This is a genomic window from Corallococcus sp. AB011P, assembly GCF_003611605.1.
Lineage (GTDB): Bacteria > Myxococcota > Myxococcia > Myxococcales > Myxococcaceae > Corallococcus > Corallococcus coralloides.
On record NZ_RAVX01000005.1, the window covers coordinates 162453 to 189249 of the forward strand.

Annotated in this window: 20 protein-coding genes; 11 read left to right on the forward strand and 9 right to left on the reverse strand. The window is 68.1% G+C overall.

Going from position 1 to position 26797, the window contains the following annotated elements:
- Window positions 1-17: 17 nt before the first annotated feature.
- The gene (locus D7X30_RS16495) at window positions 18-560 is read right to left on the reverse strand and encodes a biotin transporter BioY (protein ID WP_233591600.1); all 543 of its coding nucleotides are present in this window, start codon (window positions 558-560) and stop codon (window positions 18-20) included.
- A gap of 114 nt (window positions 561-674) precedes the next feature.
- Window positions 675-1514 (reverse strand): alpha/beta fold hydrolase, encoded by an 840-nt coding sequence (locus D7X30_RS16500; RefSeq protein ID WP_370051404.1) that lies wholly within the window; start codon window positions 1512-1514, stop codon window positions 675-677.
- A gap of 119 nt (window positions 1515-1633) precedes the next feature.
- Between D7X30_RS16500 and D7X30_RS16505 the strand changes: the two genes are divergently transcribed.
- The gene (locus tag D7X30_RS16505; protein WP_158619281.1) at window positions 1634-2044 is read left to right on the forward strand and encodes an MAPEG family protein; all 411 of its coding nucleotides are present in this window, start codon (window positions 1634-1636) and stop codon (window positions 2042-2044) included.
- Here the strand turns inward: D7X30_RS16505 and D7X30_RS16510 are convergent.
- Both D7X30_RS16510 and D7X30_RS16515 read right to left on the reverse strand, forming a co-directional pair.
- Complete coding sequence (locus tag D7X30_RS16510; RefSeq protein WP_120563898.1) at window positions 2041-2571, reverse strand: hypothetical protein; 531 nt, start codon at window positions 2569-2571, stop codon at window positions 2041-2043. The genes D7X30_RS16505 and D7X30_RS16510 overlap by 4 nt on opposite strands.
- Window positions 2572-2775: 204 nt before the next feature.
- A complete protein-coding gene (locus D7X30_RS16515; protein ID WP_120563899.1) occupies window positions 2776-3660 on the reverse strand; it encodes a LysR substrate-binding domain-containing protein in 885 nt (294 codons plus the stop codon).
- A 102-nt stretch (window positions 3661-3762) separates the two neighbouring features.
- Here D7X30_RS16515 and D7X30_RS16520 point away from each other — a divergent pair, with 102 nt between their 5' ends.
- The 4 genes from D7X30_RS16520 (at window position 3763) to D7X30_RS16535 (ending at window position 8072) form a co-directional block, all read left to right on the forward strand.
- The gene (locus D7X30_RS16520) at window positions 3763-5394 is read left to right on the forward strand and encodes an acetolactate synthase large subunit (RefSeq protein ID WP_120563900.1); all 1632 of its coding nucleotides are present in this window, start codon (window positions 3763-3765) and stop codon (window positions 5392-5394) included.
- A gap of 33 nt (window positions 5395-5427) precedes the next feature.
- Complete coding sequence (locus D7X30_RS16525) at window positions 5428-6858, forward strand: aldehyde dehydrogenase family protein (protein ID WP_120564177.1); 1431 nt, start codon at window positions 5428-5430, stop codon at window positions 6856-6858.
- 46 nt (window positions 6859-6904) lie between these two features.
- Window positions 6905-7561: a hypothetical protein gene (locus tag D7X30_RS16530; RefSeq protein WP_120563901.1), complete on the forward strand. Its 657-nt coding sequence runs from the start codon at window positions 6905-6907 to the stop codon at window positions 7559-7561.
- 61 nt (window positions 7562-7622) lie between these two features.
- On the forward strand, window positions 7623-8072 hold the full coding sequence (locus tag D7X30_RS16535) for a hypothetical protein (RefSeq protein ID WP_233591601.1): 450 nt from the start codon (window positions 7623-7625) through the stop codon (window positions 8070-8072).
- Between the two features lie 261 nt (window positions 8073-8333).
- Here D7X30_RS16535 and D7X30_RS42930 read toward each other — a convergent pair whose 3' ends face one another.
- The gene (locus tag D7X30_RS42930; RefSeq protein ID WP_233591603.1) at window positions 8334-8495 is read right to left on the reverse strand and encodes a hypothetical protein; all 162 of its coding nucleotides are present in this window, start codon (window positions 8493-8495) and stop codon (window positions 8334-8336) included.
- A gap of 444 nt (window positions 8496-8939) precedes the next feature.
- Here D7X30_RS42930 and D7X30_RS16540 point away from each other — a divergent pair, with 444 nt between their 5' ends.
- The 5 genes from D7X30_RS16540 to D7X30_RS16565 all read left to right on the forward strand — a co-directional run bounded on the left by D7X30_RS16540 (window position 8940) and on the right by D7X30_RS16565 (window position 21238).
- Window positions 8940-10715: a HEAT repeat domain-containing protein gene (locus D7X30_RS16540; protein WP_120563902.1), complete on the forward strand. Its 1776-nt coding sequence runs from the start codon at window positions 8940-8942 to the stop codon at window positions 10713-10715.
- A 17-nt stretch (window positions 10716-10732) separates the two neighbouring features.
- Entirely contained in the window at window positions 10733-11932 is a 1200-nt protein-coding gene (locus D7X30_RS16545; protein ID WP_120563903.1) for a hypothetical protein, read from the forward strand.
- Window positions 11929-13473 carry a hypothetical protein gene (locus D7X30_RS16550; protein ID WP_120563904.1) on the forward strand — a complete coding sequence of 515 codons (1545 nt, stop codon included), beginning with the start codon at window positions 11929-11931 and terminating at the stop codon, window positions 13471-13473. Before D7X30_RS16545 ends, D7X30_RS16550 begins: the two co-directional genes overlap by 4 nt.
- A gap of 104 nt (window positions 13474-13577) precedes the next feature.
- On the forward strand, window positions 13578-16319 hold the full coding sequence (locus tag D7X30_RS16555) for a hypothetical protein (protein WP_158619282.1): 2742 nt from the start codon (window positions 13578-13580) through the stop codon (window positions 16317-16319).
- Window positions 16320-16873: 554 nt separating this feature from the next.
- On the forward strand, window positions 16874-21238 hold the full coding sequence (locus tag D7X30_RS16565; protein ID WP_120563907.1) for a carboxypeptidase regulatory-like domain-containing protein: 4365 nt from the start codon (window positions 16874-16876) through the stop codon (window positions 21236-21238).
- Window positions 21239-21383: 145 nt separating this feature from the next.
- On the opposite strand, the gene D7X30_RS16570 is transcribed toward D7X30_RS16565, so the two are convergent.
- Window positions 21384-22184: a hypothetical protein gene (locus D7X30_RS16570; protein WP_158619283.1), complete on the reverse strand. Its 801-nt coding sequence runs from the start codon at window positions 22182-22184 to the stop codon at window positions 21384-21386.
- 149 nt (window positions 22185-22333) lie between these two features.
- Here D7X30_RS16570 and D7X30_RS16575 point away from each other — a divergent pair, with 149 nt between their 5' ends.
- Window positions 22334-22879, forward strand: coding sequence for an ester cyclase (locus D7X30_RS16575; protein ID WP_120563909.1), 546 nt, complete (start codon window positions 22334-22336; stop codon window positions 22877-22879).
- A gap of 73 nt (window positions 22880-22952) precedes the next feature.
- Here the strand turns inward: D7X30_RS16575 and D7X30_RS16580 are convergent, their stop codons facing one another.
- The 3 genes from D7X30_RS16580 to D7X30_RS16590 all read right to left on the reverse strand — a co-directional run bounded on the left by D7X30_RS16580 (window position 22953) and on the right by D7X30_RS16590 (window position 26625).
- Window positions 22953-24353 (reverse strand): hypothetical protein, encoded by a 1401-nt coding sequence (locus D7X30_RS16580; RefSeq protein ID WP_120563910.1) that lies wholly within the window; start codon window positions 24351-24353, stop codon window positions 22953-22955.
- Between the two features lie 110 nt (window positions 24354-24463).
- Entirely contained in the window at window positions 24464-26047 is a 1584-nt protein-coding gene (locus tag D7X30_RS16585; RefSeq protein ID WP_120563911.1) for an amidohydrolase family protein, read from the reverse strand.
- Between the two features lie 158 nt (window positions 26048-26205).
- Window positions 26206-26625, reverse strand: a complete 420-nt coding sequence (locus D7X30_RS16590) for a VOC family protein (protein WP_120563912.1) — start codon at window positions 26623-26625, stop codon at window positions 26206-26208.
- Between the last annotated feature and the right edge of the window lie 172 nt (window positions 26626-26797).

Consider the following 26797-nt stretch of genomic DNA (forward strand, 5'->3'; position numbering starts at 1 on the left):
ATCCCGTCCGCGCAGCTTCAGGGCGCGCGATGCCGGACGAGCCTCCAGGCAAGCGGCATGACGAGGCCGGCGATGACGGCCTTGAGCAGGCCCCCGGGGACGAAGGGGAAAAAGCCCTTCTGGAAGGCCGTGGTGAAGTCGAGCCCGGCCTTCACGTGGAGCCACGACACACCGATGACCAGGACCAGGAGCTGGCCCGCGAGGAAGAGCGGAACCGCCGTCCACCACCGCCGGTCGTATCCGTGGCGCGCCGCGAGGCCCACGAGGAACGCGGCGGGGAGGAAGCCCACCAGGAAGCCGCCCGTCGGACCGGCCAGGGCCCCCCAGCCGCTGGCGCCCTTCGCGAAGAAGGGCAGTCCCACCGCTCCCAGCAGGAGATAGGCGGCCTGCGCGGCCAGGCCACGCCCGGGGCCGAGCGCGGCCGCCGTGAGGACGACCGCGAGCGTCTGTCCCGTGATGGGCACCGGTGAGCCCGGCACGGAGAGGGCGACCTGGGCGAGCAGCGCGGTGAAGAGGGCCGCGCCAAGGACGAGCGCGGCTTCCTGTGCGCGCGTGCGCACGAAGCGGTCAGCCAGGACGGGGGCCGACGTCGAGGGGAGGGGAGACACGGGGCGATGCTCGGTGAGGACGTACGCCGGTGCAAGGCTTGCGGCGCGGTGCGTGGACCTGGAGCCTCAAGGACGTGGCGTCATCCGGTCGACCAGCGCACGCAGCGCGGAAGCCACGGCGTCCGGGCGCTCGATCCAGGGGAAGTGCGCGGCGCCCTCCACCCGCCGGTGGAGGATGTGCGGCCCCTGGAATGTGGGCTGTGACCAGGGCGTCTGCTGGACGATGCGGTCCTCGGCGCCGCTGATGATGAGCGTGGGCAGGGAGCGCGGCCACCAGGTGTGCACGTACGTCTCATCGAAGTTCCGGTCGGACCAGTCCACCGCCGCGCGGTTGTAGGGCATCCGCCGCAGCAGCTCGCGCCCTGACGTCACACCCTCCGGCGTGAAGTTCCACTCCGCCGATGCCACCGCGATGTCGCGGAGCCGTTCATTCGTGCGCTCGGCTTCATAACGGTGGGTCGCGGCGTCGACCTCGGGCAGGGGATGACGCTGGGTCATCGCGAAGAACGGCGCACGCCAGCTCGCGTCCGGCGCCGTGCTCACGAGCACCAGTCCCACGAGGAGCGATTCGAGCTCCGGCACGGACAGCAGATACATGCCTCCCGTGGAGTGTCCCAGATAGACGCAGTTCGGAAGTGCCTGGGCGGCCTCGATGAGAACCCTCGGCCACACGTCGTAGGGATTCTCGGGTGCACCGGGAGGAGACACATTGGACCCATCTCCCGGCAGGTTCACCATCCAGCACGTCCCGGGAACGTCCAGCGCGTCCGCCAGTCCGAACAGACTCTCGGAGCCAATCCCCGGCCCGCCCGGGAGCATCAGCCAGTTGAAGGCGCCTGGACGGGAACCCCGCCGCCGGAGTCGAACGCCTGATGCCGTGAAGAACGCTTCCGCCGGAGGAATCATGGACACGGGACGCAGCGTCACAGTCACCCCCCCGCGGCGTCAACGCGGGAGCCATCACGTCCCACGGGCGTCAAGAAACGGCTAGCGTCCCAGCCTTCTCGTGGTTGGAGGCTCTCGCTTTGACGAACCCCCTGCTCGGCACGCTCTCCCTCGTCCCTGTCACCTCGCTCTACGCCGCGCTCAACGCCTTCCTCACGCTGGCGCTCTCCATCAACGTCAGCCGGGTCCGCACGAAGCTCAAGGTGTTCCGGGGCGACGGAGGCCATTCCGGCCTCGGGTCCGCCATCCGCGCGCATGGCAACAACGTCGAGCAGGTTCCCCTGGCGCTCATCCTGCTGCTGCTGGCGGAGCTGAGCGGCGGGAACTCGACGGCGCTCCATGTCTTCGGCGGTGCGCTGCTCGTGGCCCGGCTGGCGCATGCCTTCGGGATGCTGCGCACCAACCCCATCCAGGCGGTTGGCGCGACGCTGACCCTGGTCGTGCAGCTGGGTCTGGCGGGTTGGGTGCTCTGGCTGAGGCCCTGGGGCTAACGCTTGGCGATGTTCAGGTGAACGTTGCCGCAATCACCCCCATAGCCCTCGACGACGATGAGCAACTGGCTGCCCTTGATGAGCGTGAAGGTCATGCCGGACGTCGTGCCGCTGCCCGTGTCATCGTTGCACTTCAAGACCTCGTTCGTGGCCTTGTAGTTCCGGATCTCCATGACGGTGTCGAAGTTGGAGTTCCTCGTGGAGAACGCATAGGTCCCCGTCGCGGGGACCTTCCACACCCAGGAGACGTCTCGCGACGAGCCCGACCCGCACGTGGTCGTCCACTGATTGCTCGCCGTGCAGCTCGTGGGGTAGGTCGCGACCGGACTTGCCAGGGCGCTTCCCAGGTCTCCCGCGAGCGTCTGCGCCTCCACGCGCCGGGGCTCCTCGGACTGGCTGTCGTCCAGGACCTCGGCCTCCTCGGGAACGGAGCCGTCGAACTCCTCACCCTCCGGAAGAGGACCACAAGCACCGAGGAACAACGCACACGAGGCCACACCCACAAGGGATTTGCCGATGTTCGCCATGGTTCACCTGGGCACGCCGCCACCCGGGACAAGAAGGCCCGCCTCCCCCGCATGGGGAAATCCGGCCGGACGAACACGGATGGCTGTGTCCGCCTTGAACCCAAGAGTGCATCCGCCCACGAATGACAACCATTGCCCCAGCCGGCCACGACACGGGTCATTTGTGGATAGTATGGATTCCTTGCTCTCTCGGTTTCCCAATGTCTAACCCACGTCTTCCTTCGCCCGTGCCCGGACCTCGGCCGCGAACAGCTCCGCCGCGGGTGTGCGCGGGGCACCCTTGCGCCAGAGGAGCGCCGCGAGCTCCGAGCGGGGGGCAGGGGACAGCCGCTTCACCACCAGCCGCTCCGCGTCCGCGAGCCGTGGCTCCGGGAGCACCGTGACGGCGAGGCCCGCGCGGACGATGGCCAGCACGGTGGCCACCGCGTTCGATTCGAGCGCGATGCGAGGCGCGAACCGCATCGCCGCGAAGTGCGCGTCCACGCGGGCGCGCACCCGCAGGCCGCGTGACAGGAGCGCGAACGGCTCCTCCGCGAGCAGCTTCACCCCCACGGACTCCGCGCCCGCCAGCGCATGCCCCCGTCCTACGACGAGCGCGAGCCGGCTGTCGAAGACAGGCTCCGCGTCCAGGTCCGCCAGCCGCGCGGGCGCATAGCCCAGGCCCACGTCCAGCTTTCCGTCCGCCAATTGCCGCTCCAGCTTCCGGACCACGGCCTCCTGCGCGCTCAGCGCCAGCCCGGGATGTCTGCGCAGCACCGCCGTCAGTGCCGGCACCACGAGGCCGCGCATGCTCGGGGGATAGCCCACGCGCAGCGCCCCCGTGGCGAGCCCCCGCAGCGCGCCCACCGCCGACAGGCCCGCGTTCACGTCCTCCAGCGCGCGGGAGGCATAGGTGCGGAACAGCTCCCCGGCCTGCGTGAGCCGCACCCCGGTGCGAGCCCTCTCGAAGAGCGGTGTGCCGACCTCCTCCTCCAGTTGGTGGATCTGGTGCGACAGCGTGGGCTGGGAGACGTGCAACCGCCGCGCGGCGCGCCCGAAGTGCAGCGCGTCCGCGACGGCGGAGAAGTAGCGGAGGTGTCGGAGCTCCATGGAGCCATCATAGACAGCATCTATCGACTCGATGAAAACAGACGAATGTACGAATCGACGCCCCTGGGTACATCTTCCTCGTCACCGAAGGAGAGGCACCCCATGAAGGCATCGGATCTGTTCGTGAAGGCGCTCGAAGCGGAGGGCGTGCGCAGTGTCTACGGACTGCCCGGCGAGGAGAACCTGGACCTGCTCGAGTCCATGCGCACCGCCGGCATGCGCCTGGTCGTCACCCGGCACGAGCAGGCGGCCGGGTTCATGGCCGCCACGCAGGGACGGCTCACCGGACGCGCGGGCGTGTGTCTGGCGACGCTGGGGCCGGGGGCCACCAACCTCGTTACCGCCGCTGCGTACGCGCAGCTTGGCGCCATGCCCATGGTGATGCTCACCGGCCAGAAGCCCATCAAGGTGAGCAAGCAGGGCCACTTCCAGATTGTCGACGTCGTCGGGATGATGCGACCGCTCACCAAGTCGACCCGCACGCTCGTGTCCGCGGAGCACGTGCCCTCGGCGGTCCGTGAAGCCTTCCGCCGCGCGGAGGAGGAGCGCCCCGGCGCCACCCACCTGGAGCTGCCCGAGGACGTGGCGCGCGAGCCCACCGAGGCCCTGCCCCTGTCGCCCGGTGTCGCGCGCAGGCCGGTGGCGGACGAGGCGTCCATCGCCCAGGCGGTGGAGGCGCTCGCGTCGGCCCGCCGTCCGCTGCTGATGATTGGCGCGGGGGCCAACCGCAAGCTGACGTCGGAGATGCTCCGCGCCTTCGTGGACCGCGTGGGGCTGCCCTTCTTCAGCACGCAGATGGGCAAGGGCGTGGTGGATGAAACGCATCCGCTGTGGATGGGCACCGCCGCGCTGTCCGACGGCGACTTCGTCCACCGCGCCATCGAGGCCTCGGACTGCATCCTCAACGTGGGCCATGACGTCATCGAGAAGCCCCCGTTCGTCATGCGCGACGGCCGCCGCACGGTCATCCACCTGAACTTCTCCTCGGCGGAGGTCGACCCCGTGTACTTCCCCCAGGTGCAGGTGACGGGAGACCTGGCGAACGCCGTGTGGCGCATCGCGGAGGGCGTGGGACCGCGCTCGCACTGGGACTTCACGCCCTTCGAGAAGTCGCGCGCGGGGCTCGACGCGCAGTTCGTCAGTGGCGCCGCGGATGACCGCTTCCCCATCTACCCCGCGCGGCTGGTCGCGGAGGTGCGCCGCGCCATGCCGGACGACGGCGTCGTGTGCCTGGACAACGGCATGTACAAGCTGTGGTTCGCCCGCTACTACCGCTGCCGCCGGCCCAACACGCTGCTGCTGGACAACGCGCTCGCGACGATGGGCGCGGGCCTGCCGTCCGCCATCGCCGCGAAGCTCGTGCACCCCCGTCGCAAGGTGGTGGCCGTCTGTGGTGACGGCGGGTTCATGATGAACTCGCAGGAGCTGGAGACGGCGGTGCGCCTGAAGCTGGACCTGACGGTCATCGTCGTGCGCGACGACGGCTACGGGATGATCCGCTGGAAGCAGGAGGAGATGGGCCTGCCCGACTTCGGGATGACGTTGGGCAACCCGGACTTCGTCCGCTACGCGGAGGCCTACGGCGCACGAGGCCACCGCCCGGCGAGCGCCACCGAGTTCGGCGCCACGCTCACGCGCTGCCTGGAGTCGGGCGGCGTGCACGTCATCGACCTGCCCATTGATTACACGGACACCGCGCGGGCGCTCGGTGCCGGTCCCCTGGTGGAGTCGTGAGCCATGGGCACACACGCGAAGGAGAGGAACATCATGCTGGCTGAGCGCTACCCGTACTACCTGGCCAACCGGCCGAGGCAGCCCAACGCGGAGCTGTCCGTCACCGACAAGTACACTGGGGAGGTCGTCACGCGCGTGGCCGTGGCGGACGCGGCCGCCGTGGAGGAGGCCATCGCCGCGTCGGTGCGAGCGACGGGGCCCATGCGCAAGCTGGCGCCGTATGCCCGGCAGCAGGTGCTGGAGCACTGTGTACGCCGCTTCCAGGAGCGAGCGGAGGAGTTCGCGCTCGCCCTCTGCATCGAGGCCGGCAAGCCGCTGCGCGACGCGCGGGCGGAGGTCACCCGGCTCATCGAGACCTTCAAGGCAGCGTCGGAGGAGGCGGTGCGCGGCGGCGGCGAGGTCCTCAACCTGGAGGTGTCTCAGCGCACGGCGGGCTACCGGGGCTTCACGCAGCGTGTGCCGGTGGGGCCGTGCTCCTTCATCACGCCATTCAACTTCCCGCTCAACCTGGTGGCGCACAAGGTGGCGCCCGCCATCGCCGCGGGCTGCCCCTTCGTCCTCAAGCCGTCGGACCGCACGCCGGTGAGCGCGCTGCTCATGGCGGAGGTGCTCGCGGAGACAGCGCTGCCCGAAGGCGCCTTCTCCGTGTTGCCCACGCGTCTGGAGGAGGTGGGGCCGTTCATCGAGGACGACCGGTTGAAGCTGTTGTCGTTCACCGGCTCGGAGAAGGTGGGTTGGGAGTTGAAGGCCCGCGCCGGGCGCAAGAAGGTGGTGCTGGAGCTGGGTGGCAACGCGGCCTGCGTGGTGGACGCGGACCAGGCCGGGCGCCTGGACTTCGTCGCGGACCGCATCACCCAAGGCGCCTTCTTCCAGGCGGGGCAGAGCTGCATCTCGGTGCAGCGCGTGCTCGCGCACGAGTCGCTGTACGACGCCCTCCGGGAAAAGCTCGTCGAGAGGGCGAAGGCCCTGCGTGCGGGCAATCCCCGGGATGAGTCCACCACGCTGGGGCCGCTGATTGACGAGCCCGCGGCGCGGCGGCTGGAGGGATGGATTCAACAGGCCGTGGAGCGGGGGGCCCGGGTGTTGGCGGGAGGAGGGCGGCGCGGCGCGCTGCTCGAAGCCACCGTGCTGGAGGGCGTGCCGGAAGACGCGGCGCTGTGCGCGGAGGAGGCCTTCGGGCCAGTGGTGCTGCTCCAGCCGTTCCGCGACTTCGACGAGGCCCTGCGCCGGGTGAATGACAGCCGTTACGGCCTCCAGGCAGGCATCTTCACGCAGGACCTGTCCCGGGCGATGCGGGCCTGGGACGAGCTGGAGGTGGGCGGTGTCGTCGTTGGTGACGTGCCGAGCTTCCGGGTGGACACCATGCCCTACGGTGGCGTGAAGGGCTCCGGACTGGGCCGCGAAGGCGTGAAGTACGCCATCGAGGACATGACGGAAGTGCGGCTGCTGGTGCTCCGCCAGTAGAGTCCCACCCGCTCCGGGCATGGCCCCGTGAAAGGAATCCGCAGTGATGCTCTTGAAGGCTTTCGTCCTCCTGTCGCTGGCTTCGGCGCCTCCCGCGAAGCCGGCGGCGAGCGCTGGCTGTGCCACCACCAACATCGAGACCGCGCTCCAGCACCTGACGGCACACCTCAAGACGGCCGTGCCGGAAGCGTCGAAGGACGACTCGGTGGACAACTCCGCGATGTACTTCGCCGAAGAGGCCGTCGGGCAGACCTGGACGGTCCGCGACGTGCCCAACGGCTACGTGTCCACGGGGAATGATGCCGGCACGCGCTACGAGGCCGCCCTCTTCAAGAACCCGGAGGGCTACCACCTGGCGATCGTGGGCACCGGGGACTCGGTGATCAACACCGCGGTCTACCGGTGCGACAAGTCGGGCCTGACGCTGGAGAGGGAGGGCCTGGAGGTCCCCCTCGAGAAGGCCATCGAGCTCTATGCCAACGCGGGGCTCATCGCTCCCAAAGGCAAACCCGGACTGACCCGGAAGGACCTCAAGGATTGGGGAGGCTCCATCCTGGCCTACCACCTGCCCCGGAAGGGCCGGGTCATCCGCATCACGTCGTATGTGGATGAGCCCGCCTCCGCCTACGGCAAGGACCTGGGCACCCTCGAGTACGTCCAATCGAAGTTCCAGGTCGTCCCGCTCAAGACGAAGGCACGGTGAGTGGCTCTCCGAAGCCGACTGAACCTGGAAGAAGCGCGCCGTCGAGCACCTGGGGCCGCTCGTGAACTCGCAGAGAGAGGAGCTGTACCCCAGCGTGACGCGCGACGGGACGGTCTACTTCGCGAGCGGCACGTTCGAGACGGACTTCGAGATGTACCGCGTCCGTCGCCAGGGCAATCACTACACCGCGCCGGAGAACCTGGGCCCCGCGGTCAACTCCCCTGACTCGTGGGAATACAACCCGTGGGTGTCCCCGGATGGACGGGTGCTCGTCTTCGCCTCGCTCAACCGCCCCGGCGGCTACGGGCTGGGAGACCTGTACGTGAGATTCAACGTCGCGGGCACCTGGACGCCCGCCGCCAACCTGGGGCCCTCCGTGAACACGGAGAAGGACGAGTTCCACCCCACGCTGAGTCGTGACCTGAGCCAGCTCTACTTCGTGCGGCAGACGTGGGACCCGTTCGTGCCCTCGGACTTCTACCACCTGGACACGCGCTGCCTCTGGCGCTGACAGCGCGCGTCCCGCGCGTCGGCGCGTGGGACGTCAGCGCCAGCTGTTCGGCGCTGTCCACCATTCCGTCTGGGGGGTGAATCCGTTTTGCCCTTGTAAGACGTCAAAACAGGGCGCGGAGGATGCCCACGCAGTCGCCCGCGCAATTGCTCACGACCCCGCGAGGCGATCATCGAGAGCTTGATCGGCTGCCACTCAGGAATCGGCGGGAGCGCAGTCGCGGCGTTGCTCGCGATGAGCGCATGGTCGAACCGTATCTCCCTACATGAGAGGGCCGTTGTCCGGCCGCGAGGCGCGGTGCTCTGGCGCCTCCTCCACGAGGACGCCGCAGGACAGCAGCAGGCCCAGGCAGAGGAGGGGCCATGGCCTCCGCAGCCGCGTGGGGCCTCGCGACGCCATCCGGTGGCCGCTTTGCTCGTGCATGCCGGAGGGGATCGCACGCGGGATGCTGCCTTCCGGAGCCCCTGTCTCGCCCGCCCGCCTCTGGACGGTACTTCGCGCATGCGTGTTCCCATGGGCTGCGGGCTTCGTCCGGAGGTGACGCGCAGGGGCCCGCTTGCTGGGCAACTGCGAGGTAATGGACGGGAGCGCCAGTCGTCGCCACCTCCGTCTCCCAGTCCCACCTGCCGGGGTTGCTCCAGTACCAGGAATGCTCCAGCTTGAAAAACGGAGCCTCCACCCACGAGGGAATCCTGGGGGCAGGTAGCGGCCTCTCCGAGCCGTGCCCATCCGCCTGTCCCGCGGAGGCGCTCGTCGCGACTCCACCGGGTGAGCGGTACAGGGCGTCGGGCCCTCGATGAGGCACGACAAAGGATGTCGCGCGGCGCGAACCCCCGGGATGGGGACCATGGCGTCCGTGGAGGGGACATGGAGTCTCATCGCGAGGCAGCAAATCGGGTCGTCAAGACACTGGAGTTGGGCAGGGGCTTCGAGAAGTTCAAAGCCATCCATGCCGTGGAAGCGGCTCCTCCCGAAATGCGGGAGGAGCTTCGCCGGGACCTGCAATTACACCTCCGGAGCGAATTCAAGCCAGAGCCCCATGAGTCGCAGGAGAGGAGCGAGGCCCGGGGCTGGTTGCTCGCTGGGCTGGGCCGTGTAGTGGATCAGGACGATGAGTCAGCGGACGAGGTTCGCAGGCATCTGGATCCTTCCTTCGAATGCAACGAATGGGTCCGCTACTGGGCCCTTGAAGGGGTCTGGGTCTATAGCGTCAATGGGGGCAAGCCTGAGTTGGCGGAGTCAATGGCGAAGCAGGTTCGGAGTAATTCGCTGCCCGAGCAGGGGAACAGGCAGCACCCGCCCCTGGCCTACAGTCTTGCCACGGTCATGATGGAAGAACTGTCTCAGCGGAAGGTGCAACAGGCGCCAATGGCGGGTCCAACGGAGGACTCGCCGTACCTTGAGGAAATCAGTCAGCGTCTGGACGTGCGGTCGGGGGATGCGTCAGTGCAGCGGGTCGAGGCGATGGTTGGCGCGCTGCGCGTCATCCCGGTGAATGAGGACGTCGTCATCAAGAAACTGTGTCACCTCGTTCGCAACGACAACAAAGCGCCCGCTGCTACCTATGACGCCATCTGCGCCCTGGGCCAGGTGAACCCGGAAGGGTTTTGCGCCAAGGAAGCCATCGGAACCCTCCAGGATGCGGTCGAGCGGTACCGCCCCTGGGCGAAGCTTGATGCCAGGCGCCGTGAGGCCATCCACAGTCTGGGCAAGCTCGGGGCACTAAGCGCAGTGGAGACACTGCTTCCCGATCTAACGGACAAGGACCCCGCCATTGTTCAGGAGGCGGCCGTCGCGTTAAGGAACATCCTGGGCGTGCAGACCACCGTGTCGCGCATCCTGGAGGAGATGCTGAAGGCGAAGGCGCGCAACGCACTCCTTGAACCCCTGGCGCACCAGTATGCGAACGCGCTCCGGGCCATGGGGGAGCCCGAGGAGAACATCGAACAACAGGTGGTGCAGCGGCTCGAATCAGCCATGGCTGCGGACGTGGAGACCCAGGAGGTCTCACGGCTGTTGTTGATGGAGCTGGGGGGCTCCGAGGCCTATCAGACGCTCCGGGCGCTCGTGGGCGCCATGCAGGATTATCAGAATGTGCTTAGCAAGTCGGAGCAGGCGGTAAGCGCGCAGTTCGAGAAGTCGCTCAAGGAGGCGCGCATCGGCTTCTGGGCGACGCTGGGCATGGATCTCATTGTGTTCTTGTTCGGCGTCGTCCTCCTGGGGGGGACCGCGCTCCTGGCGATGCTCGGTGGACTCGATAAGGTGGGCGCCTGGGCAGGTGTTGCTTCGGGAGGCGTCGGGCTCCTCGGCATCCTCTACGGACTTTTCGTGACGAAGCCTCGAGAGCTGGTCAATCAGTCCGTGGACCACATGCTGCGGCTCAAGCTCATCTTCCTCGGCTACATGCACCAGCTCAGTCAGATCGTACAGCTCTTCACGCGGCGCGTGCTTCAGGACGAAACGATGAGCTCCCAGGACTTACAGCGCTTCTCGGAACTCGTGCGAGAGGCGAGGGCAGACGCCATCCAGAGCATCCGCGACCCCGCTGCGTGGGGCGAACAGCCAGCGGATGAACGGTCGGCACGTCACCCGGACCACTCGCATGCATTGCCAGATGGCCACCCTCAGCGGGGGAAAGGCTGATTGTTTGGGGAAATGCCATGACGATGAACGCGAAGACCGCCAAGGGGCATGCTCAACGCTCCGGCGCGAAGCATCTCAAACCGGAGTTCGCTCCTCGCCCTGAAGCCCAGGCCTACTCCTGGGGCGAATTGCTGGAGCCCATGAAGAAGGCAACGTGGGAACTCATCCGCTGGTTGGACTCTGCCTGTCATGCCACCGCAAGCACTGAGCAAGAGGGGCGGATCTCCACGAGCGTACTGCTTTCTGGAGACCGGGGCGCTGGGAAGACAACCGTCCTGTTGAGCGCTGCGGCCGCATGTCAGGGGCAGGGAGATTTCCTCAAGAGGGCCTCCTCTCGGGATGAAGCGCCGATCGCGGGCCGCGATGAAATCAAGCTCAAACTCGATGAAATCAGGCGGAAGACCTTGTGGCTGGAGACCCTGGATCTGGAGCCGCTCCCCAGGGAAACAAACCTGCTCGCCACGGTGTTGGTGCGCATCCGCTCCGCCGTGGAAGAGCGCTTGGGGCCCCGTGACCAGGGGCACGAGAGGCCTTTGTTGTCGTTGCTCGACGAGGACGGGCAGAATCCCTGGAACGAACTGGATCAGCTCATTCAGGACGCAGCCTTCATCTGGGAGGACCTGGCGAAACCGGATCGCCGCATGCAGGGACAGCAACAAATCAAGTCGGCCGAGATCTACACCACCTTCCGTACCCGCTTTACCCGGGTGATGGATGCCATCATCAAGGCGGTCTCCCAACGGGAGTTCGGCCGCTCCGACCACTCAGATGTATTCCTGGTGCTGCCCGTCGACAACGTGGACCGGAGCGTGGACCACGTCTCCTGGATGCTGATCGTGACCCAACTCGTCTCCAGCCGGTGGCTGTGGTTCGTGCTGGCGGCGAGCCGGTCGGACCTGCAGGCTCTGCTGGAGAGGGGCTATCAGAAGGAACTGGCCGGAGGGAACCGGGGCGAGGAGCAAGCCTCGCAGGGGCTGTACGATGCCCAGACCATTGCCCGACGGCAGGCAGCGTCGACGCTGCGGCGGGAGCTACCACCGCTGCAGCGCATCACATCGAGCCTGTCCTCCCCATGCACGCATGGGATTTCTCACCGCACACGGCCGTGGCCGGTTCGAAAAATGAGTCGCTGGGAAAGCTTCTGGAACGAATCCCGCTCCCAATTGAAAGGGAGGCGCCGAAAGACGCCGGATCGTCGAAAGACGACGGAGGCATGACCTGCCTCGCGGACCTCTTCAACCTCAAGCCGCGCATGTCCGCCCCGGTCCGGGCCGCATTGGCAGCCAAGGCGAAGCCGGACGGGGCAGCCCATCAAGCGAAACAGACGCCCACCGGCCCGGTGTTCACCCAGGCCGCAGAGCAGGCGCTCACCTTGCCCGCCCGCTCCCTCCTGGACCTCTGGCAATCCGCGCGGTGGGCCGCCAGTCAGGAATCAGACGGCCACGTCGGCGAGTCCGCCATTCACCTTGTCCGCGATGTGCTCCGCAATGTCACCAACGAGAGCGACCTGCCGTTCTGGGCCAGTGAAGTCATCCAATACAGTCTCATCCGCAAGAACATGCAGGACGAAACCATCCTCCGTCTGGATGATTGCCGTATCGAATTCGTCAGCATGGGAGGCACGGGGCTGCGTCTGGATTTGCCTCCCGCGCGTGCGGACGGGGCGGAAACATTCCGGAAGACTTCTATCCAGGTCCGGGCGTTCTACGAACTGCACCTTCGGCTCGTTCCGCAGTCCGGGAACGCCGCCGTTCCAGTGACCCTTCCCCCCACGGTCGCGGGCTGGTTCATGGTGCTGTACGACCTGCTGATGCTCAGCCCCGAGCCCCGCCTGGTCCTCAGCAGCGCGGATAAGCCGCTGACGACCAACTGTAGCTTGGTGCTGACATCACACCAGTCCGTGGAGGCGACGGCTCCACCATTGGAGGACGGGAAGACAGATACCCCTGTCAGCGAACTGCTCATGCCCGTCACATTCCAGTTAAAGTGGAGCATTCCTGAATGGGATTCCATATGCGACGTCGCCATCTTCGCGGCGCAGTGGGAGGCCCTCCGGTTCCGGCTGGAGAGAGCGTTCCTTCGCCAGCATCCGCGGCCGGCAGAAAGCAGTCAGGACTTCATGGCCGCCTGCGCGGAGGTGCTCCGGCTTGCCTGGGTCGACAATGTCTGCTCGGTGACGAGTACTTCGTATGGCCGGTGGGACTGTTCCAGCTACGCCCTGGACTACCTTGAGAGGATGGACGGGAAGGAGGATCCCAACGCGGTCCAGAATTTCTGCAGCAAGGCTCTCAAAAAACTCATTGAAAACATGGGGGACCTGTTCCGCTCCTTCGAGGAGCCAAGCTGGGCCAAGCAGAACAGTCCCCCGCTATCGGAGTTGTCGGACGATAAGCGCAGGTTGTGTCTCAGCAGATTCGATGCAACGCGACACTGGATGGAAGAGTTCCTCCCGCTCTTCCTCGGGCCTGACTTCGTGCCTCCGGGGCCCTTCTCCTCCCCTCTCAGTGACGAGAAACCTCCGACCACTCTGAGCGCGCTGCGGGAACTCTGGCGCGGCTCGGAGCCGTTGACCAACGCGCGTCGTCGGGAGTGCCTTCTGGACGCCTTGAAGGCCTCAAAGGCCTGGTCCGAGGTTGCGGCCATGAATGACAAGAAGGATTCGGACTGCTTCGCGTGGGCCGCCCGTTTCATCGGAGCGTGGACCCAGAATCTGCCCTGGCAACCGTGGCAACAGGGGCTCCGGGGCCCGGAATCATGACAGGGCTCCACGGTCGCTCCACCGGCTCACTTGCCCCGAAGCGCGTTCCCGAAGCCTTCATCCGGGCGGAGGTTGCCTGCTTTCCACTGACGGGGCGGTGTGCCTTGCAACACGCCCTCCTGGAACTGGATCCCCGCGTCGGCCATGGGGGAGGGGGGGCGACGCAAGCCCTGTGGCGTGAGTGCGAGCGGCTCCTGGTGCAAGAGGCGCAGGGCTGGTCCCTGGATCGCATCATCGCGGTACGGGACTTCTTCTGGTTTGGAAACAATCCGGGGACGGATCCGTCCGCCCGGGGGCCGCGTCCGCTCAAGATGCGGGAATACCTGCGGCACCTGGCGCACTCGCACCTGGAGGCCCGGTCCGGCAGCACCGAGGTCGTCCGAGCCAACGACTCCTCCGCCGTTGACGCCATCACCCACTACCGGTGGCTCACCTTCGCCATCCCCGAGGATCTGCTGCTCGCGGCCGTCGACGTGGACCCACCTCCAACACGGGTCGACATCGAGCCCCCACTCCTGGTGCAGCGCTTGATGGACGTGGGGGTGGCGGAGATCCACCAGCATGTGAGCGGGGGCATGGATTTCCCCATCATGTGGGCCTCGGTGCTGGCGGCCCTGGCCGACCCCTGCCTCCCCGCCCATGCGCTGGACAGTCCCTCACTCCCATTCCGGAGTGGGGTGCGGGAGCTGCGCTGGATGCTGGCGTGCGCCATCGCGCGCTGCGTGCTGTGCGAGTTCCTCGCGCTGGGGCACCGTCCGGGAGGCGAAGTCGCGCCGCTGCATCGCTTCCTGCACCGCTATGACGGAGCGCCCGCGTGGACTCCGTCCCGACGGCGGGTGCTCGCTCGGGCCCTCACCGCGCTCGGGTGGGCGCGTGAAGCAGACTTGCCGTCCTACAAGGATCTGCGCGAACTGTACGGTGACCTCCACCCGGAAGGCCTCCGCATCGCCAGCAGCCCCCCGGACTCCATGGCCGAGGTGTGGCGCACGTGCGACCCGATTGCCTGCCGACTGTCCCTGTCCGGTCCCAATGCAGGGGAGCGTTGGCTGGTCCATCAGGGGCTAAGCTACCTGGAGCTGCTCGAACGGAGCGCGGCCGGGGACGACCTCTTCCGGCGGCTGTTCTGGCAGGTCCTCCGGGTCCGCTGTATCTACTACCGCACCATCGTGCAGCGGCCGATGACCGCCGGACTCCAGTGGTTCATCCGGTTCTTCGGCCGGCTCGGGCTTCTGCGCAATCCGCTCCGCCGTGTCCGCCCGGAGGTGTCCTACCGGGTCGCGGGCGGCAACCAGGCGATTGCCGCGTTGGAGGTCCGGACCAGCTCCGGCGACACCCCCGTCGAGGTGGCCGAGGAACTCCAGTCGCTCATTCGCTCCTGGCGGCATGTCCTGGATGAGGCGGGCCGGCACGTCACCGGGTTGGGCGAGCCCGAGTTCGGTGTGGTCGTCCATCTCATCAAGAATCGTGATCCTGAGCGGTACTGGTCCCACGGCAGCCCTCCGGCGTTCGGTTGGAGGACCTACGCCCAGCCCCGGGGAGCCGAGCCGCCCCCGGGCCGGTACCTGCACTACTTCGCCGGGCAGGCCGCCAGTGCCCGTGCGCTCGCGCAGTTGCTACGGGCAGTGCCGCGCTCCCTGTGGCTGGTGCGCGGGCTGGACGTGGCCAACGACGAGCTGAGCGTCCCCACCTGGGCGCTGGTGCCGCTGTACCGCTTCGTGCAGCGGGAGGCCGCGCTGGCGGCGCAGACGCCGGCCTCCGGGGGCGCACCTCCCCTGCGGCTGACGGCGCATGTCGGTGAGGACTTCCGGCACCTCCAGGAGGGGCTGCGGCGCATCTTCGAGTGCATCCAGTACCTGCTGGACCGCACGGGCGGACGGCTGGGGCATGCGACGGCGTTGGGAGTGGAGCCTCGCGCCTGGGCGGAGTCCGTGGGCTCGGTGCTGATGCCAGCCGAGGAGCGGCTCTGGGACCTCGTGTTCGAGTGGCGCCTCTACACCGGCTTTCGCATTCCACCCGAGCTGCGAGCGGTGGCGCCCGCAGGCAGACCGGAGCGCGTGGAGAACGAGCTGCGCGCGTTGGTGGAAGAGATCTTCCGCCCGAAAGGCTTCACCCAGAGGGACTTCACGCCCCACCACCTGGCCGAGGCACACCACGTACTTCACCAGCTCCTCACACCGCCGCTCTCCTGGAGATCACCCGATGGGAGCTTCGACGCGTTCAACCGGGCGCTCGAGACGCTGGACCTCGGAAAGATCCGTGCCCCGGAGCAGGTGCTGAAGCTGCTGAAGGACCACCGGGAACGAATGGATGTCTTCCAGCGTGGACAGCGGCTGGTGGACATCACCCTGGACGAGTCCGAGGTGGCCGCGCTGTACGCCACGCAGGATGCCCTGCGGCGCGAGGTGGGACAACGCGGCATCGTGGTGGAGGTGAACCCTTCCAGCAACCTGCTCATTGGCGACCTGCTGGATCTGCGCAACCACCCCATCCTGCGCCTCTTTCCCCCGGAGCACCGGGCCGACGGTCCACCGCCCGTCCACATCGCGGTGGGCTCGGACGATCCCATCACCTTCAGCACGCACCTTGTGCGCGAGTACTCGCTGTTGCACGAGGCCGCGCTCACCGCGGGCTACCCGGACCGGGTGGTGCATGAATGGCTGGCCGCCATCCGCCAGACGAGCCTGGACGCTCGCTTCACCGTCGCGTGGCGCCCAGGCGCGTACGACATGGCTTGCGCGCTCGAGGAGGCCTTTGATGACTTCCTCCAGCAGCCCAGGGCCAAACGCCGCCGGACGGGGCACCACGCGACTGTCGGAGCAGGACGCGGTGGTTGGCATTCTCCATGACGTGATCCTTTGAAGACGCGGCCCCGGTGCGGACCGGGAGGCAGCCTCTTCTCGCCCGGGAAAATCCCCCTGGAGGAGCGCTCCGAGTACCGGCTCGCGCCCTCCACGCATGGACCGCGTCCGGCGCCAGGGCCATCACTCCACGGCCCCGGAGCACCCGCGCCCCGCGCTGGACACTCCTGCCTCTGGCGCTGACCGCGCGCTGGACCCGGGAGCGAAGGCTGCGGCAGGCATTGCCATGCGTGGAGCCGGATTCGTAGCGCATTCTGGGAAATCTGGAATGTCCTGAATGCCGATGAATCTCGGACGTCAGGGTGGGCCGGGCGTGCGGAGGCCGTCGCCGTCGTTGGTCAGGATTGCAACGGGGGCTTCGTTCGCAAGGGTTCCGCATTCCCCGGCAACACCCCGGGGAGTGCGGAATTGTTCGTCAGGCATCCCCGCCGCCGTGCCAATGCGCGATGTCGTGCGGCGTTTGCTCATGCGAATCACGACGTCGCCGTCAATCCAATAACTCCGGATGGCCCTGACTGTGGGGCTCCGAAGGAGGAGTTCGCATGAAAGTCTTCATTCGACACCCCAAGGGCTGGGGTGTGCTCGCGCTGGCCCTGGCCGTGCTCGCCTCGGTGCCGCTGCTCGCCGCGGCCCCTTCATCCTCCACGCCGCCAGCCGGGGCGTCAGCCCATGAGCCTCCTTCGGGCCAACGCAACGCTGTCTGGCTGGTGCTCCGGAGCAAGGCGGACCTGAGCGCGGCTTACGGCATCAAGGACTGGGCCGCCCGTGGACGCTTCGTCACCCAACAATTGCAGACCGTGGCCCAGAGCAGCCAGACGAACCTGCGCAACGAGCTGACCCGCCGCGGGTTGAAGTATCAGTCCGCCTGGATCATCAATGCCATCCGGGTGGACGCGGACGCCACCACCACCAAGGAGCTGTCCAATCATCCCGACGTCGAGCGGGTGGTGCGGGACGTGCGGTTCCAGATTCCCAAGCCCATCACCAGCCCCACGGTCCACCCCACCGTGATCGAGTGGAACATCGCCCGGGTCCGGGCTCCGGAGGTCTGGGCGTCCCTGGGGACCCGCGGCGAGGGCATCACCGTGGGCAGCATCGATACCGGCACCCAGTTCGACCACCCCGCGCTGGCCCGCCAGTACCGGGGACTTCAGCCGGACGGCAGCGTGGACCACAACTACAACTGGTTCGACCCGTCCCTGGTGTGCGGCAACCCGTCGCTGGTGCCTTGTGACAACGTGGGGCACGGCACGCACACCATGGGCACCATGGTGGGTGACGACGGCAACCCGGGGGAGAACCAGATTGGCGTGGCGCCGGGCGTCCGGTGGATGACCGCGAAGGGGTGTGAGGATCTGAGCTGCTCGTGGGGCGCCTTGCTGGCCGCCGGTCAGTGGATGCTGGCCCCCACGGACCTGGCGGGCAACAACCCGCGCCCGGAGCTGCGGCCCCAGGTCATCAACAACTCCTGGGGCGATGGGCCCACGGACCCGGTCTTCCAGCCCATCGTGCAGGCCTGGATCGCCGCCGGCATCTTCCCTGTCTTCGCCAATGGCAATGACGGCGAGTTGGGTTGCGGCACCTCCGGCATCCCGGGCGCCTATCCAGAGTCCTACAGCGTGGGCGCGTTCGACATCAATGACGCCATCGCGCCGTTCTCCGGCCGTGGGCCCTCGGCGTTTGGTGTCACCAAGCCAGACGTCGCGGCGCCGGGCGTGAACGTGCGCAGCAGCGTGCCAGGGGGAGGGTATGAGTCCTGGAGCGGCACCTCCATGGCCGCGCCCCACGCCGCGGCCACGGTCGCCCTGATGTGGTCGGCGGCTCCCTCGCTGATGGGGGACGTGGCCGCCACGCGCTCGCTGCTCGACGCGGCGGCGGTGGACCGGGAAGACCTCAGCTGCGGGGGGACGCCCGGCGACAACAACGTCTGGGGCGAAGGAATCCTGGATGCCTTCCGCGCCGTCGAGCTCTCTCCGCGTGGACCGACGGGGCTGCTCACGGGCGTCGTCACGGACGCGGCCACGGGCGCCGCGCTCCCTGGGGTCCGCATCGCCGTGACGGGGCCGAGCGAGAGGGCGACGATCACGGACGACGTGGGCAGCTACTCCTTCGTGCTCCCCGTGGGCACCTACACGGTGTCCGCCAACCTGTTCGGCTACGGGATGGTCACCGTGACCGGGGTCGTGGTGAGTGAGGGCGGCACCGTCACCCAGGACTTCTCCCTGGCCCAGGTGCCCTCGCACGTCGTCTCGGGCCGCGTCACGGACCCGGCGGGGACCCCGGTGCCTGGCGCCACGGTCACCGTGCTGGCAACGCCGCTGCTGCCCGTCACCACCGGCACGGACGGCCGCTACCGGTTCGACCAGGTGCCGGAGGGCACGTATGACATCCGCGTGGAGGCGGGAGGGTGCTTCGAGCCGCTGACGCGCACGCTGACCGTGGACGGCGATGAGACCCTGGACTTCATGCTGAGCGGCCGGTCGGACGCGTTCGGCTACTTCTGCCGTATCCAGGGCCCCAGCTACGTCGATGCCACCACGGTCGTCCCGCTGTCGGGGGACGACGCCTCCATCGAACTGCCGCTTCCGTTCCCGTTCATCTTCTATGGAGAGACGTACGAGCGCGTCTTCGTCTCGACCAATGGCGTGCTGAACTTCCTCGGGCACAACGCGTTCTACGTCAACACCCCGCTGCCGGACGTCGCGCTTCCCAACGCGGCCATCTACCCGTTCTGGGATGACCTCTACGTGGACTCGGAGGCCAGTGTCCGGACCCTCACGCGGGGGGTGGCGCCCGCCCGGCAGTTCGTCATCGAGTGGCGCAACGTCGCCTTCCTCTTGGACCAGACCTCGCGCGTGAGCTTCGAGGTCGTGCTCTCCGAGAACGGGGAGGTGCTCATGCAGTACCGGGACATTGGCGACAGCTCGCTGGAGCGGGGCGATTCGGCCACGGTGGGCATCGAGAATGCGTCCGGCACCGTCGCGCTCATGACGTCGTTCGACACGCCCGCCGTGAGCGCGGAGCGGGCCATCCTCTTCGACCTGCCGCCCAGCGGCATCGTCCAGGGCGTGGTGACGAATGCGAATGACGGGCTGCCCGTCGCTGACGCCACCGTGCGCGCCCTGGTGGGGGGCAGCGTCTTCCGGAGCACCACGACGAACGCGCAGGGCCGCTACCGCATGCAGCTGCCGCTCGGGACGTATGGGCTCGCGGTGTCCGCGCTCAATTACGAGACGGAGTCGGGCGGCGTCCGGCTGTCGGTGGATGACGAGGTCGTGAACCGCGACTGGACGTTGCGCACCGCCCGCGCCGTCGTCTCGCCCCCGGTGCTGGAGCTCATCGTGCCCCAGGGGCAGCGGCGGGTCCGCACGCTGACGCTGAGCAACACCGGCTCGGCTCCGCTGCGGTGGGAGCTGGCCGAGGCGGGGGGCCAGCAGATGCAGCCCACGCCACTGCACGCGAGGGTCCGCGATGCGAAGGCTGAACCGAACGGCTTCACCGCTCGGCGGATGATGGGCCTTTCGGCCACGCCCGGCTGGGCCGCGAGCCTGACCGGGGATGTGCTGGAGAGCTGGCCCGCAACGGGGCTCGATGTGCCCTGGGGTGTGGGCTACACGCAGAACGTCTGGATTTCGGATCCGCCCCAGCGCTTCAACCACGAGTTCACCGTGGAGGGCGCGGCCACGGGGCTGATCTGGGCGGCGCCCTGGTCGGGCGAGTGGCCCGCGGACATGGCCTATGACGCCGCCCGGGGGCTGATGTGCCAGCTGGCCGTGGGCGGGGACAATGGCATCCACTGCTGGAACCCGCTCACGGGTGAGGAAGTGGATTCCATCACGGGCCCGTTCGCGTGGACGGGCATCTCCCAGCGGGGTCTGGCCTACCGCCCGGATGATGACACCTTCTACGTGGGCGGCTGGAACGAGGGCATCATCTACCACGTCCAGGGCCTCTCCCATCCGGACCGGGGCGCGGTCATCGGTCAGTGCAGCCCCCCGGACAGCGCCATCTCCGGTCTTGCGTGGAACGGCTCGTTCGGCGTGCTCTGGGCAGCGACCAACAGCCCCACGGACACGATCTACGAGCTCAACCCCGCCACCTGCACCGTGCTGAACACGCTGGCGCACCCGAGCCCGGGCTTCAACGGCGGCGGTCTGGAGATGGACGCGCAGGGCAACCTGTGGATGGTGGCCCAGGGCACCCAGCAGGTGTACCTGATTGAGAGCGGCGTGCCGGCGTTCACGGACGTCCCCTGGCTTTCGGAGCGGCCCCGTCGGGGCACCCTGGCCCCCGGGCAGACCCAGGAGATCGCGGTCACGGTCGACACGACCGGGCTGGCGCCGGGCGTCTACCAGGCCACGGTGTACGTCCGGACCAACAGCGGGCGGCAGCCGCTGCTGCAGACCCGCATCAGCCTCATCGTCCCGGCCTACCAGCAGGCGGTGAACTCGGGCGGCGCCACGTTTGTCGACCACCTCGCGGACAGGTGGGCCGCGGACCAGCGCTACCGCCAGGGCGGTTGGGGGTTCCTGGAGCCTTCGGAGCGGGTCGCGACCACCCGCCCCATCGCCGGAACGGTGGACGACCCTCTCTACCAGCGGGGACGGCGGGGCTTCGTCGAGTATCGCTTCGACAACCTGCCCCCGGGCGTCTACCAACTGGAGCTGCGCTTCGCGGAGATCCAGGACCAGCAGCGCCTGCAGCGTGTCTACGACGTGGTGGCGGAGACCCAGCTGGTGCTACCCGCGCATGACATCGCCAACGAGGTGGGGCAGCTGACGGCGGATGATCACAGCTTCTTCCTCACCGTCACCGACGGCCAGCTCAACCTGCGGCTGGTCCCGCGTGAGGGCTTCGGAGTGCCGCTCATCAATGCCATCCGGGTGACGCAGCGCCCGGATCGCTAAGCACCTGATGGCTGGACCCGGGAGCCCGCCACCGACGGCGGACTCCCGGGCGCGCGGTCTGTGACCGGAATTGACACGCATGGAGCCGGATTCGTAGCGAATCCGGCTACACGTGAAGGTCCTGAGTCCTATCGCAGCTCAGACATCAGGGCGTGCGTGCCACCTTCTGGAGGGTGAAGCTTTGCAGCCCCACTCCCTGGAGGGACACTTCCCGGAGCGTGTGTGAGTTGGACTGGACGCCTTCGGGCCGGAAGGTGACCAGGTCCACCGCGACCGACAACGTGTGGTCGGGGAAGCGGACGGGCCGGGGGAACGGAAAGTCCAGGCCGGGCGTGCAGCCCTCACCGTTGGGGCCGGCGATGACGCCGTGGCCGCTGCCCCACTTCCCGGGGAAGGCCACCAGCCGGGAGAACTTCGCGTCATCCCCCGGGCCCGCCGGCCCACCGAAGCTCTCCGGGACGGGGGCCACGCCGAAGCGCTCGAAGGCCAGCTTCCCGTCGACGTAGCCGCGCACGGTGTAGGTGGAGGCCCCGTGGACAGACGGGTCCACGTAGATGGCGCCCTGGTCCTCCGCCTTCGAGCGGGCCACCACCACCCGCTCCAGCAGCTCCGACGTGCCGTCCGGCTGCGCCCCGATGTAGGTCAGCAACATCCGGCTGCTCCCATCCGGCTCCAGCGGGCTCAGCCAGGCATCCCAGCCGGTGGCGCCCTCCAGGTGGAGGCTCACTCCCGATGGCTTGCCGTCCGTGCTCTCCACGAGCAGCCCCTCGTTCGTGGCGGACAGCTTCGAGGCGTCCATCGGACAGCTCTCCACGCCGTCGAACCACGTGCAGCCCTTGCCCGTCGCATCCCTGGCGATGCCCGGCGTCGCGGCGAACAGCAGCCCGACGCCCAATCCGAGTCCGAGTGCGTTACGAATGAGTGAGCCGCGATTCTTCCAGCGCATGTCCATGGCGTTGCTCCGTGGGGAGGGGTTGGGGGGCCTGCGCCGGAAAGTGATTGCAGGGGCCGTGCCCGGCGACTTCATGACTTCCCGTGTCGTGGCGCGGCGGGCATTCTCCCCGCTCCGCAGCTCCCCCCACGAAAGAGACAGGCATGCTCACGGAGCAGGTCCGCAAGGCACGGCAGAAGCTGGTGTTGGCCCACTTCCACGACGAGGTGAAGCAGGACTGGGACGCCGTCCTGTCGACCTTCCCCCATCCGCATTACGAGCTCATCCCCACCCTGACGGTGCACGACGGGAACAGCGCGGTGCGCGACTACTACCGCGACACCCGCGTGGCCTTCCCGGACCAGCACCACGAAATCATCTCGCTGCGGCACAGCGATGACGCCGTCATCGTGGAGTTCTGGCTCATGGGCACCCACCTGGGGCCGCTTGGGCAGATTCCCGCCACGGGCAACAAGTTCCGGGTGCGCATGTCGGCGTACTTCATCTTCGACGCGGCGGAGACGCTGGTGTGCGAGCGCGTCTACTTCGACACGCTCAGCATCCTCAAACAGCTCGTTGGTGGGCTGGACATGAAGAACCCGAAGAACTGGCTGCTCGCCGCGCGGTGCCTCAAGGGCCTGCTGGCGATGTCCGGCGACAAGCCCGTGCCCATCCTCACCCAGACGACTCCGCCCGTCTTCAACGACTGACGCGGGCACGGCCGGAGCGCGGAGGTCCGCGCCCCGGTGCCCGTGAGGGAGGCCGGGCTTCTTGCCTGGGGGCCTACAGCCCCGTGCTCTTGAGCAGCACGTACGCGTTCTCGCTGGGGAAGTACCCGGGCGAGAAGATGTTCGCGTCCGTGACGAAGGCCCGGTCGCCCAGGATGGCCAGCTTTGGCCCGGTGGTGGAGCGGATGAACAGCGGCACCGCCAGCTGCGTCTCCGGCCAGCGCACCATGCCGTCCGTGCCGAAGGACGTGTCCAGGTCGCCATTGGGCAGCAGGCGGAAGAGCACGGGCTTCGCGTACACGTCCGCGAAGACGAGGATCTTCCCATCCGCCTGGATGCGCAGGCCGCTGACGTCCACCACGTCGAGCACGCCCGCGGGCGCGGTGAGCTCCCGCACGCCCGCGGGGCCGAAGGTGACGTCCGGCTTGCCGTCCGCCGTGTACGCCACGAGCTTGAGCACGCCGTGCGCTTCACCGCCGACCTTCACGTCCTGCCGTTCGCCCGCGAGCAGCAGACCGCCGTTGGGCCGCGCCACCAGGGCGTGGGACTGGCCGTCCTCGCTCTTCGCGATGCCGGAGGTCCCGAAGGTCATGTCCTGGCTGCCGCTGGAGGTGATGCGCACGGCCGCGAAGTGATCACCCCCGGCCAGGACGACGCTGGAGCCCTGGAGCACCATGCCCTGCACGGCTTCGGCATCCGTGTACGCGCCGCCAATCCAGCTGCCGGACGGGCTGCCCGCGGACTTGAAGGTCGTGTCGAGCGAGCCGTCCGCGTTGTAGCGGATCAGCGCGAAGTCCTCGTCCAGCCCGTCCGACTTGGTCAGGAAGCCGCCCACGTAGAAGCGGCCGTCCGCCAGGGGCAGGATGCTGCGGACAGTGCCCACGAAGTTGACCGAGTTCTCCTCGCCGAAGTGCAGGCGCGAGCGACCGTTCTTGTTGAAGCCCGTGTCCAGCTGGCCGTTGGGCTGGAGCTTCACCACCGCGAAGTCGCGCGAAGCCGTCTTGGTGCCGCCTCGGGCGAAGCCCGCGACCAGGATGCTGCCATCCGCGAGCACCGCCACCGTGTCCGCGCGGTCGTCCTGCTCCCGCTGGCCGGAGATGGGGCCCTTGGCGGGACCGTCGAAGTCGAGCACCACGGAGCCCTGCGTGCCGAACGACGTGTCCACCTCACCCGACGCGGTGTAGCGCCGCACGAGCAGGTCCACGCCCGTGGTGGCCAGGTTCGCCTCTGTGGAGCCCACCACGATGAGGCCGCCGTTGGACACCGCCAGCGCCCGGCCCTCCTCCGCGGGCAGCTTCGTTCCGGCATCCGGTGGCGTCCCCGCGTCCGGCTGCGTCCCTCCGTCCGGGGACGGGTTGTCGTCAGGGGCGCCGTCGTCGCCTCCGCAGGCCCCACCCAGGAGCAGGGCGCTCGCGGCCAGTGCCGCCCACGCGGCCTTCCGCACGCTGTGATTCATTCGAGATGTCCCTTCCGGTCTGTCCAGTGCCGCCGTTGCACCGGGGTTACGCCGTCAGGGACATTTATTCTCGGTGCCGGGGTGGGAGCCGACTCCACCCCGGATGTATTTCATGCGTAGTCCGACCTCAGCTGTTGTTTCAGCGTGTCATCCAGATTGAGCTGCGCGGACAGGAGTTCCCAGTAGTCCGGTCCGCCCACGGTGGGCGCGTCGAGCGTGATGCGTCCTGCCACCCGGTCCAGGTCGGTGACGAACCCGGAGGCCTGGGGGCCGGTGGCGAAGACGTCCTGCGGCTCATTGTCGAGCACGAGCTCGAAGGGCCTGGGGGCGCCGGGGCGCAGCTGTACGCGCTCCTCGCGATCCATCCGGTGGCGGAAGTCCGGCAGGTCCGCCATGGCCTCTTCGAGGAGGGTGCGCGCCGCTTCGAAGCCCACGTCGTTGAGGGGCGAGTCCTCCGTCCACAGGGAGAAGGCCTTCTCGACGCCGTCGACGGTCCAGGGCTCGGAGGGATGGCCCGGGTCGAAGGCGAGCGAGTCCATCAGCGCGCGGTCTCCGTAGCGGGCCACGCCATCCACGATGACGAGGCGCACCTGCTTCTCCGTGGCGGAGATCAACGCATCGTAGGGGTCGCCATCGGTGCCCGCGATGACCAGCAGGTCGGCGAGCGCGTCGGCTCGGAGCGTGCCCAACTGGGTCTGCCAGCCCGTGACCCGGGCTGCGTCCGCCGTCACCGAGCGCACCAGGGTCTTGGAGGACAGGGACACGCCCTGGCGCGCTGCTTCGTGGCGGGCGACCTTCAGCTCCTGGAGGAGGTTCTTGCTGCCGGTAGGGGACCAATCACAGCCCAGTGAGAACGTCACGCCCGCGCCGAGCAGGTCGGCGATGTGCAATGTCTGCCCATACAGCAGCAGGTTGCTGAAGGGGGACCACACGACCTTGGCGCCCATGGCGGCCATCCTGTCCAGGTCCGGGCGCTGCAATCCCAGACTGTGGATGCCAATCAGGGAAGGCTGGACGAGGTCATGGTCGGCCAGGTCGACGTAGCGGCGGTGGGCGTAGTCATCCACGCCTTCGCCCAGGTGGTAGAAGTACGCGGCGCGGGACTTCAGGGCTTCGCGGAAGGCTTCGATGTCCTCCGCGTCGTCATGCAGGTCCATCACGCGGGTGCTTCCCGCGGGCAGGTGGTCGTCGCGAGGTTCCTCGACGTTGCGCATGGCGCCCCGGAAGAGGGCCTCTCCGCCGGACACGCGGGTCCGGATGCCCTGGCCGGTGGTCGTGCCCGCAAGCAGCGCCTTGGCTTCGATGTAGCGGACGACGGCGCGGGCCGAAGGGGCGTGGCCGGCGAGCACGCGGATGGGCAGGGAGATGCGCGAGGCGTATTCCGCGTGGCGCGGCCACTGGGTGCGATTGAGGTAGCGCTTCGGCACCCGCCACAGCGTCAGCACGTCGTAGACGAAGTGGTTGTGCAGGTCGATGAGCCCTGGATAGAGCGTTCCCTGCGTGTCGATAACGGGCGCGCCCCGGAAGGCCTCGGGGAGGGGGCCGCCCGACGGCTCGACCGCGACGATGTGGTTGCCTCGGATGAGGACGCGCCCCCGTTCAATCACTTCATCCCGGGAGTTGAGCGTCACCACCCGGCCTTCCAGGATGTAGTGAGGGACGGCGTCGGTGGGCTCGGATGCTCCGGTGTTCATGGCTCGCCTCCCGTGGCGACAGGCTTGCCTTTGAAGATAGGGACGGGGCGGGGCAGGTGGGGGAGGGAGGGGCCAAGGGTGTCGCCCCGCGCCCGCTCCGGTGTGGCTCTTCCTCGGGTCGGAGTCCCCGCTGAGCCCTCGCGGGGAGGGGGCTGGAATCAGGTGCCTTCGTGGCCGCCGAGCGACGTGTCCCAGAAGTGCGCCTCGATTTTGTGGCCGTCCGGATCCCTCACGAAGCAGCCGTAGTAGGGCGGGCCATACAGGGGACGCGGGCCAGGGGCGCCGTCATCGATGGCTCCCGCCTTGAGGGCCGCCTGATGGAAGGCATCCACTGCCTGCTTCGACGTGGCGATGAAGCAGAAGTGCGTGCCATTGCCCACGGTCGCGGGCTTCCCGTCGATAGGGGCCTGGACCCAGAACTCCGGGAACTGGCGGCCGTAGGCTACCGCGTTCGGGAAGTCCAACACCCGCCGGCAGCCCAGCGGAGTGAGGACCGCGTCGTAGAAGGCCACGGCGCGCGCGAAGTCGTTCGTGCCAATGGAGACGTGGGACAGGATGCTCGGGTTCTCGTCACTCATGGCGGCAGGGATAGCACGCGCCACTGGAGCCGAACGTGACGCTCGCGCTCCAATCGCTGGAGCGCCGCGCGGTGTGCGTGGCCACGCGGCGCCTCCTGCGTCTCAAGGGCTGACCGGGGCTCCCCCGGCCTTCCAGAATCAGAGGGCCGGGGGAACGGGTGTCGGGACCGCG

Bases quoted from the DNA above. Each gene is read 5' to 3' on its own strand.
- D7X30_RS16565 (WP_120563907.1), top strand. From the start codon at position 16,874: ATGAAAGTCTTCATTCGACACCCCAAGGGCTGGGGTGTGCTCGCGCTG.
- D7X30_RS16585 (WP_120563911.1), bottom strand. From the start codon at position 26,047: ATGAACACCGGAGCATCCGAGCCCACCGACGCCGTCCCTCACTACATC.
- D7X30_RS16525 (WP_120564177.1), top strand. From the start codon at position 5,428: ATGCTGGCTGAGCGCTACCCGTACTACCTGGCCAACCGGCCGAGGCAG.
- D7X30_RS16510 (WP_120563898.1), bottom strand. From the start codon at position 2,571: ATGGCGAACATCGGCAAATCCCTTGTGGGTGTGGCCTCGTGTGCGTTG.
- D7X30_RS16520 (WP_120563900.1), top strand. From the start codon at position 3,763: ATGAAGGCATCGGATCTGTTCGTGAAGGCGCTCGAAGCGGAGGGCGTG.
- D7X30_RS16580 (WP_120563910.1), bottom strand. From the start codon at position 24,353: ATGAATCACAGCGTGCGGAAGGCCGCGTGGGCGGCACTGGCCGCGAGC.
- D7X30_RS16515 (WP_120563899.1), bottom strand. From the start codon at position 3,660: ATGGAGCTCCGACACCTCCGCTACTTCTCCGCCGTCGCGGACGCGCTG.
- D7X30_RS42930 (WP_233591603.1), bottom strand. From the start codon at position 8,495: ATGCACGAGCAAAGCGGCCACCGGATGGCGTCGCGAGGCCCCACGCGG.
- D7X30_RS16530 (WP_120563901.1), top strand. From the start codon at position 6,905: ATGCTCTTGAAGGCTTTCGTCCTCCTGTCGCTGGCTTCGGCGCCTCCC.
- D7X30_RS16540 (WP_120563902.1), top strand. From the start codon at position 8,940: ATGGAGTCTCATCGCGAGGCAGCAAATCGGGTCGTCAAGACACTGGAG.
- D7X30_RS16545 (WP_120563903.1), top strand. From the start codon at position 10,733: ATGACGATGAACGCGAAGACCGCCAAGGGGCATGCTCAACGCTCCGGC.
- D7X30_RS16500 (WP_370051404.1), bottom strand. From the start codon at position 1,514: ATGATTCCTCCGGCGGAAGCGTTCTTCACGGCATCAGGCGTTCGACTC.
- D7X30_RS16570 (WP_158619283.1), bottom strand. From the start codon at position 22,184: ATGCGCTGGAAGAATCGCGGCTCACTCATTCGTAACGCACTCGGACTC.
- D7X30_RS16575 (WP_120563909.1), top strand. From the start codon at position 22,334: ATGCTCACGGAGCAGGTCCGCAAGGCACGGCAGAAGCTGGTGTTGGCC.
- D7X30_RS16550 (WP_120563904.1), top strand. From the start codon at position 11,929: ATGACCTGCCTCGCGGACCTCTTCAACCTCAAGCCGCGCATGTCCGCC.
- D7X30_RS16590 (WP_120563912.1), bottom strand. From the start codon at position 26,625: ATGAGTGACGAGAACCCGAGCATCCTGTCCCACGTCTCCATTGGCACG.